The following is a 17,038-nucleotide window of genomic DNA, read 5'->3' on the forward strand; positions in this document are numbered from 1 at the left end:
TTTTCAGACAGAGACGTTCAGAAAACCTGTTGCGCGAGCACTGTTGTCAACGCCATTGCACCAGCGTGCTGCCCACCCGCGGCCTGGTGGGCAGCCTCATGGGCACGCACCTCTCGGTCACGGGCTTTCAGCTGTGTCAGCAGTTTTAAATCGGATTCGTTCAGGCGTGCCGACTGCTCGCTGGCAGGCGACGGGCGCAAAATTATAGCTGAGGTTTGAGGAGCAGCGAACGAAATATTCATGGTGTCAGAATATAACCCTACCTAATCAGGGCGAGGGCCTTAAGCCATGATGTCGAGGAGCGAACCCAGGGTTTCGTCCGCGGTTTTTACCACCTGCGCCGACGCTTCAACGCTGCGCTTGTACAACTGTAAATCCACCATGGGCTTGATCATCCCACCTCCAGCTGGACCACCAGTGCCTTGAGGGCCGTCCACACCACCGCGGGCGATACGGCGGGCAGCATCGTCCATGCCCGCGACACCGCTCTGTATGCCCTGCATACCGGTACTCAAAGCACTGGGAAGAGTAGTGTTGATCATGGTCACCTGCCAGATAATGGAACTACGACACTAGTAAGCCACAATGCTGCTCAATTTTCAATCAACGGTGTCACATTCAGGAATTTGGCCAAAGCCTGTGGCCGGGGCTCGCTCAACCAGGGCATAACACCCAGGCACGGGCAGCCCAGGTGCTGTTGCAGATACGCCAGGGTATCGGTTTCACAGCTCATCACGGCTTCCCGCGGCCGGTTAGCCACCCAACCGGCCAATACCAACCCATCGCGGCGAATGGCTTCAGCGCTCAGCAACGCGTGGTTGATGCACCCAAGCTCCAAACTGACCACCAGAATCACCGGGATATTCAATCGCTGCGCCAGGGCACTGTAGGTTTCGCGATCGTTTAAAGGCACCCGCCAGCCACCTGCCCCCTCGATCAGTAACAGGTCTGCCGGGCGCAGCCGTATGCCGCGACAAAAACCGGCCAACCGATCGGCGCTCAGGTTACGCCCGGCCTGCGAAGCCGCCACGTGGGGCGCAATCGCTGGCTCCAGAGCGACTGGATTGACCACGTCATAAGGCAGCTGTTCAGTCATCGCGTTCTGCAGAATAAGCGCGTCACTGTTACGCAAGCCATCTGGCGTTTGCACGCAGCCAGAGGCAACCGGTTTCATCGCCAGGGTACGTTTACCCAACAGCTTCACGGCCTCCAGCAACGCCGCGGTAACCACGGTCTTGCCCACGTCGGTATTGGTGCCGGTCACAAAATAGGTTTTTTTGGCCATTGAAAATGCCCTGACAGGGTGAGTGTTTAATCGCAGGTTAATGGTGTTAACAGCGGTTTTCGCCATTCCAACCAGCCCGCATGATAGCTGGCAACTATGCCTCCACCGGGCTGCTGCGGATAGTTCTGGCACATCTGTTTTAATCGCCCGGGTGCAGTGGCGGTCTTGCGTCGCTGAATGTCTTTATAACCCGCCCCCAGTTGCCTGAGCTCGTTCATCAACGCCATGGACGTTGGATAATCCAGAGTGATCATCTGCGAGCGCCAATGTGCCGCTGGCAAAATCTCAACGGTGGTGGCCGCGAAATCCACGGCAGAAATAAACCCGTTTACATGCTTCTGATGTGGGTCGGCCAGAGTCCACGCCTGTTGCAGCTCCTGCAGTGTACCCAGCAAAAGCGTTGACACCCGCAATTGACCACCCGGGCGCAACACCCGCAGGCATTCCCGCAATACGCCTTGTGGATTATGGCACCACTGGATCATCAGGTTGCTGTAAATCAGATCCACACTCTGGTCGGCCAATGGCAACCGCTCCGCATCTGCCTCTAACCATTGGATAGTTTCAGGGCCTAGTGCTTTTGCGTATGCCAGCATACCGGGCGCCAGGTCTACACCGACGGTATGCGCACCAAAGCGCTGCGCCAACTGGCGCGTATACCAGCCAGTACCGCAGCCCAAATCAACAACAGTGGCACCCTGCGGTACCGGCTGGGCAATCGTTGCCAACATGGCATCACCCATTTGCCGTTGCAGCCGCGCCGCACCTTCATAGCTGGCGCTGGCGCAGCCAAAATCGGAGGCGACCGCCTGTTTAGTGGCAAACATCGTGTGAACTCGTTAGAAAATCGTGAATGGCTTGCCAGCATTCGGGGCCATAGTACTCCCCGGGCCAATGGCCCATGCCGTCGATGGTAAGCGCCCGGCTGTGAGCGGGCATAGCCAGATGCTGGGCCCAAGGCGGAACCACTGCATCGCAGCTGCCCCGCAAATGTAATGTTGGCACCGGGCACTGCTGCCAGGCGTGCAACTGGCAGCAGTGCCGCAGCCAGCGCACGCCTTTTGCCAATAGCTCGATCGGCTCGGGCAAGCCCTGCTTCAGCCAAGGTTTTATAGCGAGCACCAGTTCTGCCTGGTGTTCGCTGCCATCAATCATCTGAGCGAAAAAAGACGCCCGGCAGGCCCGTGGCTGACGCTCAAAATATCGTTCAAAACGCCGAAAAATAGCGGTCGAAACGCCCCAAGGCCAGTTTTGCGACGCCACAAATTGCGGAAAACCACCAAGGGTCACAACCTTATTAACCGAGTGCGGATTCGCCTGAGCCGCAGCCATGGCAACTTGTGCGCCCAACGACCATCCAAGCCACACCGACGGCTGGGGGTAACGCTGGAGGAGAATCGCGGCCACGTGTGCGGGGCTGTCGCAGGAACTTAATCCGTCGTCGGTTAATGAAACGACTTGCACCGCGCCTTGCCAGTGCCGATACACCGGTTCCAGCATGGCCGCCTGCACACCCCAACCGCCTATCACCACAAGTGAACTGGTGCGTGCCATCAAACATTCTCTACACAGGATTCACTAAGCACGGGGCTTACAGCACCATCGGGGCGACATTGCACCAGCGCCTGCAGCAGGCGGTCCAGATCGTCAAAGCTATGGGCAGCGCTGAGGGTGATGCGTAAACGGGCCTGACCTGCGGGCACAGTGGGCGGGCGAATGGCCGTCACCAACAGGCCGCGGCTCTGTAACTCACCGCTGAGCGCCAGCGCCGCTTCGTTAGAGCCCACTACAATCGGCTGAATGGGCGTGGCCGAGGGCATCAGTTGATAGCCCATACGTGTAACCTGATCGCGGAAACGATCAATCAGCGCCGCCAGGTGCGCCCGTTGTGGATCAAAGCTTTCAATCAGGCTCAAGCTATTGCAGCTGGCCTGCGCCAGAGCCGGAGGCATGGCCGTGGTGTGAATGTAGGTACGCGCTTTTTGCACCAGATATTCGGTTAACCACGCAGGGCCTGCTACAAAGGCGCCGCTGGTGCCTGCGGCTTTGCCCAGAGTGCCCATCAGCACCGGCACCTGTTCTTCATTTAACCCAGCAGCCGCGACGCTGCCACGCCCTTGGGGACCCAGCACGCCAAAGCCGTGGGCGTCGTCGATCATCAGCAGCGCATCGTGCTTTGTGCACAACTGCGCTAATGGCACCAACGCGGCCACATCTCCGTCCATGCTGAACACGCCGTCGCTTACCACCAGTTTGTGGCCCGCGGTTTCTTCCAGCATTCGCGCCAACGCATCCAGATCGCCGTGGTGATAACGCCTGACCCTTGCCCCACTGAGTCTGCAGCCATCTACAATAGAGGCATGATTAAGGCGATCCGAAAAAATCGTATCGCCGCGACCTGCAAGCGCCGAGATGACACCCAGATTGGCCATGTATCCGGTTGAGAACAGCAGCGCCGAGCTGCGCCCGGTAAAAGCCGCCAGTTGGTTTTCCAGCTGCTGATGGGCCCGGTGATGGCCGCAAATCAGGTGGGAAGATGCACCGCCCAGGCCGTTCTCGTTAAGCGCCTCAGACAGCACTCTGCGGTTATCCGGATGATTGGCCAGCCCCAGGTAATCGTTGCTGCAGAACGACAACAAGGGCTGGCCACTCACGGTTAACGCCGGCCGCTGGGGCCCCGAGATTTCCCGGCGCTGGCGATGCAGACCGGCCTCGCGGCGTTGCTGCAACTCAAGCTGAAAGTCACGCATACTCGGTCACTCGCGGGGTCAGACCGACGCGGATTCGCGGGTCGCATCGTAAAACAGATGGCGCGTTGCTTCCTGGTTGACGGCCTCTGCCAGCACCTCTTCGTGCTGTTGCTCTGTGCCGCACTGCTCACGCTGCTCCGGGCGAATCCCCAAGCGGCGGAACAGGGCCATGTCGGCATCGGCTTCCGGGTTGGCGGTGGTGAGCAGTTTTTCACCATAAAATATGGAATTGGCGCCGGCCATAAAGCACAGGGCCTGCATTTGCTCGTTCATATTCTCCCGGCCAGCGGAAAGGCGCACGTGGGACGCCGGCATCATAATCCGCGCAACGGCAATCATGCGCACAAAATCAAACGGGTCCAGATCGGCCACGTTTTCCAATGGCGTACCCTTCACCTTCACCAGCATATTCACCGGAACACTTTCCGGATGCTGGGGCAGGTTGGCCAGTTGCATCAGCAGGCCAATGCGGTCGTCATCGTCTTCACCCATGCCCAGAATACCGCCGCAGCAGACTTTCATGCCAGAGTTACGCACGTTGCTCAGGGTATCCAGGCGATCCTGATAGGTGCGCGTGGTAATGATATGGCTGTAGAATCTTTCCGAGGTATCCAGGTTGTGGTTGTAATAGTCCAGCCCAGCCGCCGCCAGCTCGTCGGCCTGTTCGGATTTGAGCATGCCCAGAGTCATGCAGGTTTCCATGCCCACTGATTTTACCTGTTTAACCATATCCAACACGTAGGGCATGTCTTTTTTGGACGGACTACGCCAGGCAGCGCCCATGCAAAAGCGCGAAGCGCCCTTGGCCTTGGCCGCACGTGCCTCGGCGACGACTTTTTCAACGTCCAGCAGCTTTTCTTTTTTCAGCCCGGTGTTGTAATGGCCGCTCTGGGGGCAATATTTGCAGTCTTCCGGGCAAGCGCCGGTTTTTATCGACAGCAGGGTGCTAACTTGCACCTCATTAGGATCAAAGTACTGACGGTGTAAAGTCTGGGCACGAAACAGCAGGTCGCTGAATGGCAGCTCGAATAATGCCCGGGCCTGTGGCAGTGTCCAGTCGTGACGGAGTTCATTGGCGCTCATTGGAGTTCCTGTTAACCTTTAAAGGATTCTTGGTTTACGGAGAAGCCAAATGATAAAGCTATCGGAGTGGCTGTCAACCCTAAACAAACTTTTGGTTAACAGCAGAAGCGGTTTTTTGGTTAACAAAGAATGCCGAGCCGGGCGCTGTGTCGGCTGTTTAAACCCGGTTGCCCGCAACGGTCTGTGTCAGGGCTGTTACACCGACCTGCCGTGGAATCGCTGGTATTGCCGGTGTTGCGCCCTGCCTTTGCCGTTTCCGGCAGCCGATCATCTGTGCGGCGAGTGTCTTCAGCGACCACCGGCGTTTGACTTAACGTTGGCGCCCCTGCGCTATCAGTTTCCGGTGGCGGCAATGATCGGCCGTTACAAATACCAGGGCCAACGAGCCTATGGCCGCCCGCTGACCGCCGCACTGGCGGAATTGGCCAACGAAAGTCTGCTGCGCCAGCCGCAACTGAGACCGGATGTATTGATACCCGCTCCCATGCATCCCCAGCGCAGGCGCCGGCGCGGTTTTAATCAGGCCAGGGATATCGCGGAACAGCTGAGCACGCGGCTGGATATTCCGCTGGCAGGCAATCTGGTGCAGCGTCGACGCACCGTTCAAGCGCAACGCACGTTGAACCGTGCACAACGGTTAGCCAACCTGCAGGGCGTGTTCCAAACCACCGGTACGCCTCCGCCACGAATTGCAATTATCGATGACGTTGTGACCACCGGCGCCACAGCGCGCTTGCTGGCCCATGCACTGCGGCAGGCCGGGGCTGAACACATCCAGATCTGGGCACTGGCGCGAACACCGGGATAACCCGAATCAAGCGAGGCGCTCGGCGACCTCATCGGCAATGGCCAGGCAAGCGGTTAACCCCGGCGATTCTATGCCGAACAGATTCACCAGCCCCGCGACGCCATGCTGGGACGGGCCATCAATGCGAAAATCACAAAACCCGCCGTCTGGCCCGGCCAGTTTTGGCCGAATGCCGGCGTAGGCAGGTTGTAACTTTTCTGGATTCAGCCCAGGCCACCACTGGCGAATGGCGTCGGCAAAGGCGGCCTTGCGCTCCGGATGCACACTGTAATCTTCACGTTCAATCCACTCCACATCCGGGCCAAAACGAATCTGGCCTGCCAGATCCAGAGTCAAGTGAACGCCCAGGCCGCCGGGTTCCGGCAGCGGATACACCAACTTACGAAACGAATGCTGGCCGCTGTAGCTAAAATACACGCCGCGGGCGTACCACTGCTGCGGCTTCTGGCTAGCGGGCAACCCCTGCCAGTTGCGGGTTAGCGCGACCGCACCCAACCCTGCCGCGTTGATCAGGTTGTCTACTTCCAACACGCAGGGCATAGCGCCACCCAGCGTCAGCCGATGCTTTCCACCGGCTGCGGCGTCGCCACTGTTAATAGCGTTGACCGGCGTATGCAAAGCCAGTTGGCCACCAGCGCTTTCCAGATCTCCGCGCAACGACAACATCAGCCCGTGGCTGTCTACAATTCCGGTACGCGGCGACCACAGCCCGGCCACAGCAGTCAGCTCCGGCAGTGCCTTTTCTATCTCAGCCCGGCCGTGCAAAGCCAGCTCCACCCCGTTGCCAGCAGCCTGGGCCTGAATACCCGCCAAGCGATCGGCCTGGGTTTCGCTGGTGGCCACCAGCCACTTACCGCAATTACTGACATTCACCTTGTGCTGGCGACAGTATTGGTAAAGTTGTTCACGACCTGCCACGCACAGCCGCACCTTCAAGGAATCCTGAGGGTAATAAATGCCGGCGTGTATCACCTCGCTGTTGCGTGATGATATGCCCTCACCAATGTGCCCGGCAGCCTCCACCACAATCACTTCGTGGCCCAGTTGCGCCAGCCGGCGCGCCACCGCCAAGCCAACAACACCGGCCCCGATCACGGCGGTTTTTGCGATTAACAACGGTAAGGCCATGATTCCCCCTGGGCTGAATGGCGTTGTTGTGGACTGTGGGATTGTATCAGCCAAAACCGCGAGGCATAGGTGCGCTGTCAAGATTACGCCAGCAACGATACCGGTTATACTGGCCGGCAAATTCATGGCGGCAGCGAATTCATGACTGAACATTCTGACAATGTGATTTCCGGGCACCCATACGATGCCCTAAAGCCAGACGCGCTTTTAGATGCGATGGAAGACGCAGGCTTTGCGGTCAGCGGCCGCCTGTTTGCGCTTAACAGCTATGAAAACCGGGTGTATCAGATCGGGCTGGACGAAGGCCCGCCAGTGATTGCAAAATTTTATCGCCCGGGACGCTGGACCGAAGCCTCGATTCGCGAAGAGCACAGTTTTACCAAAGAACTGGAGGCCGCGGATATTCCTGTGGTTGCACCACTTACACTGCCCGATGGCGATACCCTGGGCCAGAGTGGGCCCTTCTGGTTCGCCGTATTTCCCCAGCGCGGTGGTCAAGCGCCGGATGTCAGCGTAGAAGACACCCTGTACCGGCTGGGCCAATGGCTGGGCCAGATTCACAATGTGGGCGCTGCCCGAAAATTCAGCCATCGCCCCGACCTGTCGGTGGCGTCAATACCAACCGGCATCGAGCAAAATAATGAACTGTTGCTTGAAGGCAACTGGGTGCCGCGGGACCTGCGCCCGGCTTGGGACAGCCTGATGGTAGATCTGCTGCGTTTATGCCGTACCCGGATTGACGACGCAGGCAAAATCAATACCCTGCGCCTGCACGGTGACTGTCACGCCGGCAACATTTTGTGCCGTGAGGACAGAATGTTGTTTGTCGATTTGGACGATTGCCGCAGCGGACCCGCTATTCAGGATATGTGGCTGTTGTTGAACGGTGAAGATAGCGAGCGCGGAGCGCAACTGGGCGAAATATTGGAAGGCTATGAGATGTTCCGGCCTTTTGAGCGCCGCGAACGTCACCTGATTGAGCCACTGCGTTGCTATCGCCAGGTCAGCCACTGCGCCTGGTTGGCGAAACGCTGGGACGACCCGGCCTTTCCCCGGTTTTTCCCCTGGTTCGGCCAGCCGCGCTTCTGGTCAGATCAGATACTGTCGCTGCGCGAGCAACTTTCGGCCCTTCAGGCACCGGCGATTTCACTACCCGGCCAATACTGAACCTTTTTCTTATTGGCGATCAAATTCTTTCAGACATTTTACAGAGGCCACTATGAGTCAGGATTCGAAACTCTATACCACCCGCAGTTTAATTCTCACCGCCGTCATCGCCATTGTTGGCTCGGTATTGGTGCTGGAGATCACCGGAAAAATTGATCATTCTGACAATAAAGAAAATCTCCCCATCGGTGAATTTACGGCCATTCAGGTCATCCCCGGGGAATCCTTCAACATGTCATCAAAAGCCTCTGAACTGCACGCGCGATGTGAAAACGGCTATCTGGCCATTGCCGCGGATATCGACCCTTCCTATCTCGGCGTTCTGGTGGATTACAAGAATCGTGGCGTGCGCTGTTCACGCCCCTCACCGACCGGACCGTCGGCCCTGCCGGAGCCAGAAAACCCGGGGCAACGGGACCAGAGCGATGACTGAACGCCCTAAACCGGTGGCGTCGCAGCAACTCACTGACCGGCTGTTTGCCACCGAGCGAAACCCGGAAGATTTCCGCTTTGACGCCGCAGTCGCGCGAGTGTTTCCGGACATGATCCGGCGTTCTGTGCCGGGCTATACCACTATCATCCCGATGATTCAGGTAATCACCGAGCAGTACATTCAGCCCAGCACCAACGCCTATGATCTGGGTTGTTCGCTGGGTGCGTCTACCCTGGCCATGCGCCATGGCATCCAATACCGCGACTGCGAACTCATCGGTGTCGACAACTCGATGGCGATGATCGAACGCTGCCAGCATTATGTAGCTCTGGATGATCATCCGCTGCCGGTCACTCTGCGTTGTGAAGACATACTGGACACCGACATGCGCAATGCCTCGGTGACCACCCTAAATTTCACCCTGCAGTTTGTGCCGCTCTCTGATCGCGCAGATCTGCTGACGCGCATTGCCCAGGCCACGCGCCCGGGTGGCGCCCTGATTCTGTCGGAAAAACTGCGCTTTGACGACGACACCGATCAGGAAATACAAACTCGCTTACATCACGAATTCAAACGTGCCAACGGCTATTCGGATCTGGAAATCAGCCAGAAACGCAGCGCCATAGAGCACGTAATGATTCCGGAAACCCTGGAAGCCCATCGCCAACGCCTTTTAAACGCCGGTTTTGAACGGGCCCTGGTGTGGTATCAGTGCTTCAATTTCGTCTCGATTCTGGCCATTAAATGAGCTATTTCAACTGGAAGACCTGTTATAGCGACCTGTTCGAACACCTTGAGCAGAAGAGTCACGGCGCCTGGGCCACGCAGATTCGTCAACAGCTGACCCAACGCTTTGATGAGACGCCTCACGGCGACGTTACGCGCTGGCAGAGTGCGTTGAATTTACTGCCGCCGCTGCCGAACGTGCAGCCCAGACTGGATGCACCCGCCGTGACCCTGCGCGCCGGCCAAGCCCTGGCCCGGGAACAATCTGCAGATCTGGAAACGGGATTGCGGAGTTTGATGCCCTGGCGCAAAGGCCCGTTTAATTTTTTTGGCACCGCGATAGATACCGAGTGGCGCTCAGACTGGAAATGGGACCGGGTGGCGCCGTTTCTGGCTGACCTGCACGGGCGCCAGGTGTTGGACGTTGGCTGCGGCTCTGGCTACCACTGCTGGCGCATGCACGGCGCAGGCGCAGCGCGGGTGATTGGTATTGACCCGGGTCTGCTTTTTCTATTCCAGTTTCTGGCGGTAAAAAAATACCTCAACGAGGTGCCAGTGGACCTGTTGCCACTGCGCATTGAGGACCTGCCGCCAAAACTTCAGGCCTTTGACACCACTTTTTCCATGGGCGTTTTGTATCACCGACGCTCGCCACTGGACCACCTGCTGGAACTAAAAGACACCCTGCGCAATGGTGGCGAGTTGGTGCTGGAAACTCTGGTAATAGAAGGCCCGGAAGGCGCCAGCCTGATGCCGGAAGATCGCTACGGCCAAATGCGCAACGTCTGGTTTCTGCCCAGTTGCGCGACTCTGCTGCGCTGGCTCGACCGTTGTGGCTTTGTAAATGCACGGGTGGTAGATGTGACTGCCACCAGCACCGAAGAACAACGCAGTACCGACTGGATGCGGTTCAATTCGTTACAGGATTTCCTTGATCCCGATGACCCCTCTCGCACCATCGAAGGTTATCCCGGCCCACTGCGGGCGACCCTGATTGCGAACAAACCCAACTAAAGTCCGGGGACAGAGAGAATGAGGGGACAGATTTGAAATCTGTCCCCTACTTAAAGACTAGGGACAGATTTCAAATCTGTCCCTGCTGTACGCTAAAACCGCTATTACTCACCAAACGGATGGCGCAGAACAATCGTTTCAACCCGGTCAGGGCCGGTAGAAATGATGTCAATCGGCGCTTCAATCTGTTCTTCCAGGAAGCGGATATAGGCTCGAGCATTTTCGGGCAGCTGGTCGAGACGGGTCAGCCCTACAGTGCTTTCATGCCAGCCCGGCAGATCCAGATAAATCGGCTCGATGTCTTTGTAAGTATCGCAGCCAATGGGCGGGCGGGTAATTTCACCCTTCGGCGTTTTATAGCCGATGCATACCTTAACCACGTCCATGCCGTCCAGAACATCGAGCTTGGTCAGGCAAATACCCGATACGCTGTTAACCTGAATGGCGTGGCGCAAAGCAACCGCGTCAAACCAGCCACAGCGACGTGCACGGCCGGTGGTGGTGCCTACTTCATTACCTTTCACCGACAGGTACTTACCCATTTCATCAAACAGCTCGGTGGGGAACGGACCAGCGCCAACACGAGTGGTGTAGGCCTTAGTGATACCCAGCACATAATCAAGAAACAACGGGCCAAAACCAGACCCGGTAGCGGTGCCGCCAGCCGTAGTATTGGAAGAAGTCACGTACGGATAGGTGCCCAAATCGATGTCCAGCAAAGACCCCTGGGCGCCTTCGAACATAATATGTTCGCCGCGTTTGCGGTAATCGTGCAGCAAATCGGTGACATCAGCCGCCATCGGCAGAATCTCTTCACCCATCTGGCGCAACTCGGCCAGAGCCGCATCTACGTCTTCGGCTTCTTCTTTGAAGTACTCGGTCAGCACAAAGTTGTGGTAGCTCATGATTTCGCGCAGCTTGACTTCAAAATTAGCCATATTGCACAAATCGCCCACCCGCAGGCCTCGGCGTGACACTTTGTCTTCGTAAGCGGGGCCGATGCCACGGCCGGTGGTGCCGATTTTATCGTTACCACGGGCGTGTTCACGGGCCACATCGATGCGCACGTGGGTACGCAGGATCAATGGGCAGGCCAGACTGATTTTGAGACGGTCACGGACCGCAACGCCGTTGCTTTCCAGCTCCCGCACTTCTTTCAACAGCGCTTCCGGCGAGAGCACCACGCCGTTACCAATCAGGCACTGAACGTCCCGACGCAAAATACCGGACGGGATCAGGTGCAAGGCGGTTTTCTTGCCCTCAATCACCAGCGTATGACCAGCGTTGTGGCCACCCTGGAAGCGCACGACTGCGGCCACCTTTTCGGTTAGCAGGTCTACAATCTTGCCTTTACCCTCGTCACCCCATTGGGTACCCAGCACAACAACGTTTTTGCCCATGATTCTCTCTCTGTGCGGCCGGCCAATAATGAACGGCCCGCAAGTTTGACTAAAAGTGCAATAAATACCGACGCGGTGCCGCGTCAGCCGAATTTTTCAACAATCCACTGGCCTTGGTACTTCACCAGCTGGCGGTCGCAGCCGCGAGCGCCAGGATCGCAGTTGTGGTCTTCCGGCAGTGCACGGATAACCGTATCGCTGTGTCGTAATTCCGCAATGGCCACGGCCAGTGTGGGATCAGGGTTCACCGGAGCCCAGATTGCGCCTTGCGCAGGTATCGTGCTGCTGCCCAAAGCCACCAGCGCGCGAATGTCCAGACTGAAACCGGTTGCCGGCCGTGAACGGCCAAAATCACTGCCAATGGCATCGTAACGGCCGCCTTTGGCAACTGCGTCGCCATGGCCGGGCACATAAGCGGCAAACACCAGGCCGGTGTGGTAGTTGTAACCACGTAATTCACAGAAGTCGAAGCCCAGGCGAATGCCCGGAAACTGTTGGCTAAGAGTATCAGCCACCCGGCCCAGTTGATCCAGCGCCGCGTCCAGCTCGGCCGAAGCGCCCTGAACAATATCGCGCGCCTGATCCAGCGCCTCACGACCGCCGCTGACGGCGGCCAGCCGGCGCAGGCGCCCACCGGCGCTGTCCGCTGCTTCGTCACCCAACAAAACGTTCAGTTCGGGCAGGGACTTACGGCCCATGGCGTCAAACACTGCGGCTTCGGTATCGCGGTCAAAACCGGCATCGGCGATCAGGTTCTGATAGATGGCCACGTGGGCCAGGTCCATGTGGATAGCCGGCAGACCGGCAACACTCAACGCTTCCAGCGCCAGACTGATGATTTCCATATCGGCGCTTTCAGAGCTGCTGCCAAACAGTTCGCAGCCGGCCTGAATAGGCGTACGGCCTGTCAGCATGTGCCTGGGACGGGTGTGTAACACGTGCCCGACGTAACACAGCCGGGTAATACCCTCTTCCGCCAGAGTATGGGCGTCAATGCGCGCAGCCTGAGGCGTCATGTCGGCGCGCACACCCATCATTCGGCCCGTCAGCTGGTCCGTCAACTTGAACGTTTGTAACTCCAGATCATGCCCTGTGCCGGTAAACAGTGACTCCAAGTACTCTATCAGCGGAGGGATCACCAGTTGGTAACCCCAATGCTGACATACGTCCATAATGTTGCGGCGCAAGGATTCAATCTGACCCGCCAGGGGCGGCAGAATATCCTCAACACCGTCTGGCAAAAGCCAGCGATCAGATACTGTCATGAGATTCCGTTATCTGTTTTAGCCACGCCGGGAGCATCCCGGAGCCCAAACCGGTCAGAGTTTACACTCTCGGCAGACACAAAAAAACCGGAGTACCTGAGTATTCCGGTTTTTTCGTTTTCTACCCGGGTTTAATTAGCGCCCTGGGGGTCCTTCAAGAACTTAAGAAAAGCGCTGTTGGCGTCGATCACCATCAGGTCGTCCTTGTTCGCAAAAGTATTACGGTAAGCTTCCAGGCTTCGGTAGAAGCTGTAGAAGTCTGGGTTCAAGCCATAGGCGTCGGCATAAGTTCTTGCCGCCTGGCCGTCGCCCTCACCACGAGTGGTTTCTGAACGCGAGAACGCTTCTGCCAGAACAATGGTGCGCTGGCGGTCGGCGTCAGCACGAATGCCTTCTGCCAGCTCGCGACCGCGGGAACGGAATTCCTGTGCCAGTTTCATCCGCTCTGTCGCCATACGGCGAAAAACGTTTTCACTAACCTGACCGGGAAATTCTATACCCTTTACCCGTATATCCCGTACTTCGATGCCAAACTCACTAACGGAGGTTTGGTTGACCAGCTCGATCAGGCGCATCATCAGCTGGTCGCGCTCACCGGAAACCACCTCCACCATGGTGCGAACACCGAACTGGTTGCGCAGACCGTTGTCGACCCGTGATAACAGAAGCGACTGAGCACGGAGTTCGTCGCCACCGGTGGCGCGGTAAAACTGGTCCACATCGCGAATTTTCCAGGCAACGTAGGAATCTACATCCAGCGGTTTCTTCTCGACCGTCAGGTACTGCCGCGTTGGCAGATCCATGGTCAAAATACGGATGTCGAACTCACGCACCTGGTCAATCACCGGCACTTTAAAGTGAATGCCCGCCTGAATATCGGTCTGCACCAGTTCACCAAAGCGCAGTTTTACGCCGCGGTGAGTCTCCGGAATAATAAACACACTCGACATTACCAGCAGGACGACAATCAGGGCGCCTGCAAGACCAACAATACTTTTAGGTCCCATGATTATCTGCTCCTTCGGGCGTTGGTGTCTTGACGGGTGTTCATTTCCTGGATCACCTGATTGGTGACATCCTGAATATCTGCCCGAGAAGCGCTACTGCTACCACTGCCGTCTCTGAGCGCTGCCGATGCGCCCTGGGTCAACCGATCCAGAGGCAGCAGCATCATATTGCCGCTGCTTTCGGTATCAACCAACACTTTGCTGCTGTTTGACAACACGGTCTCCATGGCCTGCAGATACATCCGCTCGCGGGTAACGACCGGTGCTTGCTGATATACCGCAAGCACCTCGAGGAAGCGAGCCGTTTCACCATTGGCGCGCTCAGTTACCTGCGCTTTGTAAGCGTTGGCTTCTTCAAGCATGCGCTGGGCTTCACCGCGGGCTTCTGGGACCACCTTGTTACGGTAGGTTTCCGCTTCTTCTTTTACACGCTGCTCGTCTTCACGGGCTCGCTGAACTTCGCGAAAAGCATCCTGCACCGCGGGTGGCGGCTGAGTGCTTTCCACGTTGACTCGTACAATTTGCAGGCCTGTGCCGTAATCGGCCAAAAATTTCTGCAGGCGCTGCTCAACCATCACGCCGAGCTGGGCACGGCCTTCGGTCAGAACGTCATCCAGCGTGGCACTGCCCACTTCGTGGCGCAGCGCACTGTCGGTGGCAAACGCTAAAGCCTGGTTGGAGTCACGCACGTTCAGAACGTAGGATTTGGCCTCGCCTACCCGGTACTGAACCTGAAGGTCAACGGTTACCAGGTTTTCGTCTTGGGTCAACATCTGACCGCTCGACTGCGCGGTGCGCACGTTGGTTACGCCCACTTTTGTGACATCGTCAATCAGCGGCACTTTAAAACGCAAGCCCGGGCTTTCGGTGCGGTTGTACTCACCAAAACGCAACACCACTGCACGTTCCTGCTCGTCAACCGTGTAGAACGACTGAAAAACAACGTAGCCGACCACAAGTATGCCCGCCAGTGCCAGAACGGCACCAAAGCCACCGGATCTGCCGCCGATGCCCATGTTGCCACCGCCGCCGGATTTGCTGCCCTTGCCTTTACCGCCCAGCAAACTGTTGAGCTTGTCGAGGCCCCTTTTCAGCGCTTCGTCGAGATCTGGTGGTCCTTGATCTTTGCCGTTACGACCACCGCTACCCCAAGGGTCGTTGTCGTTGCGGTTTCCACCCGGTTCATTCCAGGCCATAGTGCTCTCCGTTCTCAACATGTCGAATGGCTGCAAATACTACGAAATTCTTGGCTTACGGGCAATAGGCGATGGCTTTCACTCGCTGCCTGCCCGGAACACCAATTCATCCTCCCGCACTCCCGCCCGGCTCAGTAGCTGATGCCAGTCGCGGTTTTGCAATCGCACTTCCAGTATGATTTCACCGGTTTCCCGGCTGGACTCGCTCAATACCGAATCCGCTTCATGAAGCAGCGCACGGAACTTGCCATCGGCCGGTCCCAGCACAACAAAATGATGCACAACGTCTTGCGCCAGGCGCTCTACAACGGCATCAAAAAGCCCCTGTAAACCGTCCCCGGTAACGGCCGATACCCAGGCCCTCACCGGCACGCCTTCTTGATTGCGATCCACTCGCGGAACAAAATCGTCTAGCAGATCCGTTTTGTTAAACACTTGCAGGACCGGCACTTCGTCAGCTCCGATTTCCGCCAGCACATTTTCTACCTGAGCTACATTGTCATCGCGACGTTCGTCGTGACAATCAATCACATGCAACAGCAGCGCGGCTTCGTTCGTTTCTTCCAGTGTGGCGCGAAACGATTCTACCAGTTTGTGTGGCAAGTGGCGGATGAAGCCCACAGTATCCGCCAGAATGACCGCACCGATATCCGGAAGTTCCAGACGCCGCATAGTTGGGTCGAGCGTCGCGAACAACTGGTCAGCAGTGTATACGTCGGAACTGGTGATTCGGTTGAATAGTGTAGACTTTCCAGCGTTGGTATAGCCAACCAGCGACACCGTGGGCACATCAGCCCGCACCCGGGCCCGGCGCCCCTGGTCACGCTGTCTGCGCACTTTTTCAAGGCGCTTGTTGATCGACTTGATGCGCTCGCGCAGCAACCGGCGATCTGTTTCAAGCTGGGTCTCGCCGGGGCCACGCAGGCCAATACCGCCTTTTTGACGCTCCAGGTGAGTCCAGCCCCGCACCAGACGCGTTGACATGTGCTGAAGCTGTGCAAGCTCTACCTGCAGCTTGCCTTCATGGGTGCGGGCACGCTGTGCAAAAATATCCAGAATAACGCCAGTGCGATCCAACACCCGGCACTGCAGTTCACGCTCAATGTTCCTTTCCTGGCTGGGACTTAGGGAATGATTGAACAGCACCACGTCGGCCTCTGCGGCGGCTACTGCAGCGCGAATTTCCTCAAGCTTGCCATCACCCACAAAAAAGCGCGGGCTCGGCTGCTTGCGCGACCCGGTGACTGTATCCACCGGCTCTACACCAGCAGAAATGACCAGCTCGCGAAATTCGCCAGGGTCTTCATTACCATCGTGCGCGGTAAAATCAATATTGACCAGAACCGCGCGCTCACCAACGTCAGGACGCTCAAACAATGGGCAGTTTCTCCGGGTTACTCAATCAAAAAGTCAGATTCATATAAACAAACACCCACGTCTCCGCGGAACCCTGGGGTTCGTCAGGAGCGCGGGTGTACCACTGGCACCAGCACAGCGAGACAGAAGAATCAGTCTTCAGACTCGTCCTCATCCTCCTCGCCTGCGGGATTCTGCGGCGGAATGCGAACATTTCTTGCCGGCACAACGGTAGATATAGCGTGCTTATAGACCATCTGACTGACGGTGTTTTTCAGCAAAATAACGAATTGGTCGAAAGATTCGATCTGGCCCTGCAATTTGATGCCATTGACCAAAAAAATAGAAACGGGAATGCGCTCTTTTCGCAGCGCATTCAGGTAAGGGTCTTGTAAAGAATGCCCTTTTGACATGTGTATT

Annotated in this window: 18 protein-coding genes and 1 pseudogene; 5 read left to right on the forward strand and 14 right to left on the reverse strand. The window is 57.2% G+C overall.

Annotated features, from left to right (window positions below; translation table 11 throughout):
• Positions 1-44 precede the first annotated feature (44 nt).
• From A3OI_RS0100475 to bioB, 7 genes and pseudogenes are all read right to left on the reverse strand, one after another.
• Positions 45-242 (reverse strand): annotated as a pseudogene (locus tag A3OI_RS0100475) (putative metalloprotease CJM1_0395 family protein); the annotation flags it as partial.
• Positions 243-281: 39 nt separating this feature from the next.
• Positions 282-542 carry a flagellar hook protein FlgE gene (locus A3OI_RS0100480; protein WP_018402401.1) on the reverse strand — a complete coding sequence of 87 codons (261 nt, stop codon included), beginning with the start codon at positions 540-542 and terminating at the stop codon, positions 282-284.
• Between the two features lie 50 nt (positions 543-592).
• Positions 593-1,285: a dethiobiotin synthase gene (gene bioD, locus A3OI_RS0100485; protein WP_018402402.1), complete on the reverse strand. Its 693-nt coding sequence runs from the start codon at positions 1,283-1,285 to the stop codon at positions 593-595.
• A 26-nt stretch (positions 1,286-1,311) separates the two neighbouring features.
• Positions 1,312-2,112, reverse strand: a complete 801-nt coding sequence (bioC, locus tag A3OI_RS0100490; RefSeq protein WP_018402403.1) for a malonyl-ACP O-methyltransferase BioC — start codon at positions 2,110-2,112, stop codon at positions 1,312-1,314.
• Positions 2,099-2,839, reverse strand: coding sequence for an alpha/beta fold hydrolase (locus A3OI_RS0100495; protein ID WP_018402404.1), 741 nt, complete (start codon positions 2,837-2,839; stop codon positions 2,099-2,101). The genes bioC and A3OI_RS0100495 overlap by 14 nt, the downstream gene beginning before the upstream one ends.
• Positions 2,839-4,035, reverse strand: a complete 1,197-nt coding sequence (gene bioF / locus A3OI_RS0100500; RefSeq protein WP_018402405.1) for an 8-amino-7-oxononanoate synthase — start codon at positions 4,033-4,035, stop codon at positions 2,839-2,841. The genes A3OI_RS0100495 and bioF overlap by 1 nt, the downstream gene beginning before the upstream one ends.
• A gap of 18 nt (positions 4,036-4,053) precedes the next feature.
• Complete coding sequence (bioB, locus tag A3OI_RS0100505) at positions 4,054-5,118, reverse strand: biotin synthase BioB (protein WP_018402406.1); 1,065 nt, start codon at positions 5,116-5,118, stop codon at positions 4,054-4,056.
• A 49-nt stretch (positions 5,119-5,167) separates the two neighbouring features.
• On the opposite strand from bioB, the gene A3OI_RS0100510 reads away from it, so the two are divergent.
• Positions 5,168-5,926 carry a ComF family protein gene (locus A3OI_RS0100510; RefSeq protein ID WP_018402407.1) on the forward strand — a complete coding sequence of 253 codons (759 nt, stop codon included), beginning with the start codon at positions 5,168-5,170 and terminating at the stop codon, positions 5,924-5,926.
• 6 nt (positions 5,927-5,932) lie between these two features.
• Here A3OI_RS0100510 and A3OI_RS0100515 read toward each other — a convergent pair whose 3' ends face one another.
• Positions 5,933-7,054, reverse strand: coding sequence for an NAD(P)/FAD-dependent oxidoreductase (locus A3OI_RS0100515; RefSeq protein ID WP_018402408.1), 1,122 nt, complete (start codon positions 7,052-7,054; stop codon positions 5,933-5,935).
• A 69-nt stretch (positions 7,055-7,123) separates the two neighbouring features.
• On the opposite strand from A3OI_RS0100515, the gene A3OI_RS0100520 reads away from it, so the two are divergent.
• The 4 genes from A3OI_RS0100520 to cmoB are packed head-to-tail and all read left to right on the forward strand — an operon-like array spanning position 7,124 to position 10,394.
• Complete coding sequence (locus tag A3OI_RS0100520; RefSeq protein ID WP_018402409.1) at positions 7,124-8,221, forward strand: serine/threonine protein kinase; 1,098 nt, start codon at positions 7,124-7,126, stop codon at positions 8,219-8,221.
• A 52-nt stretch (positions 8,222-8,273) separates the two neighbouring features.
• Complete coding sequence (locus tag A3OI_RS0100525; protein WP_018402410.1) at positions 8,274-8,654, forward strand: hypothetical protein; 381 nt, start codon at positions 8,274-8,276, stop codon at positions 8,652-8,654.
• Entirely contained in the window at positions 8,647-9,402 is a 756-nt protein-coding gene (gene cmoA / locus A3OI_RS0100530; RefSeq protein ID WP_018402411.1) for a carboxy-S-adenosyl-L-methionine synthase CmoA, read from the forward strand. Before A3OI_RS0100525 ends, cmoA begins: the two co-directional genes overlap by 8 nt.
• Positions 9,399-10,394 carry a tRNA 5-methoxyuridine(34)/uridine 5-oxyacetic acid(34) synthase CmoB gene (gene cmoB / locus A3OI_RS0100535; RefSeq protein ID WP_018402412.1) on the forward strand — a complete coding sequence of 332 codons (996 nt, stop codon included), beginning with the start codon at positions 9,399-9,401 and terminating at the stop codon, positions 10,392-10,394. The genes cmoA and cmoB overlap by 4 nt, the downstream gene beginning before the upstream one ends.
• Before the next feature lie 104 nt (positions 10,395-10,498).
• On the opposite strand, the gene A3OI_RS0100540 is transcribed toward cmoB, so the two are convergent.
• The 6 genes from A3OI_RS0100540 to hfq form a co-directional block, all read right to left on the reverse strand.
• Positions 10,499-11,794: an adenylosuccinate synthase gene (locus A3OI_RS0100540; protein WP_018402413.1), complete on the reverse strand. Its 1,296-nt coding sequence runs from the start codon at positions 11,792-11,794 to the stop codon at positions 10,499-10,501.
• An 83-nt stretch (positions 11,795-11,877) separates the two neighbouring features.
• Positions 11,878-13,059, reverse strand: a complete 1,182-nt coding sequence (locus tag A3OI_RS0100545) for an ATP phosphoribosyltransferase regulatory subunit (RefSeq protein WP_018402414.1) — start codon at positions 13,057-13,059, stop codon at positions 11,878-11,880.
• 131 nt (positions 13,060-13,190) lie between these two features.
• On the reverse strand, positions 13,191-14,066 hold the full coding sequence (hflC, locus tag A3OI_RS0100550) for a protease modulator HflC (protein WP_018402415.1): 876 nt from the start codon (positions 14,064-14,066) through the stop codon (positions 13,191-13,193).
• 2 nt (positions 14,067-14,068) lie between these two features.
• Positions 14,069-15,262, reverse strand: coding sequence for an FtsH protease activity modulator HflK (hflK, locus tag A3OI_RS0100555; RefSeq protein ID WP_018402416.1), 1,194 nt, complete (start codon positions 15,260-15,262; stop codon positions 14,069-14,071).
• A gap of 78 nt (positions 15,263-15,340) precedes the next feature.
• Positions 15,341-16,639 (reverse strand): ribosome rescue GTPase HflX, encoded by a 1,299-nt coding sequence (gene hflX, locus A3OI_RS0100560; RefSeq protein WP_018402417.1) that lies wholly within the window; start codon positions 16,637-16,639, stop codon positions 15,341-15,343.
• 131 nt (positions 16,640-16,770) lie between these two features.
• Positions 16,771-17,031 (reverse strand): RNA chaperone Hfq, encoded by a 261-nt coding sequence (gene hfq / locus A3OI_RS0100565; protein WP_018402418.1) that lies wholly within the window; start codon positions 17,029-17,031, stop codon positions 16,771-16,773.
• Positions 17,032-17,038: the final 7 nt, after the last annotated feature.

Origin of the sequence: Marinobacter gelidimuriae, assembly GCF_000372805.1 — a bacterium.
Taxonomy (GTDB): Bacteria; Pseudomonadota; Gammaproteobacteria; order Pseudomonadales; family Oleiphilaceae; genus Marinobacter; species Marinobacter gelidimuriae.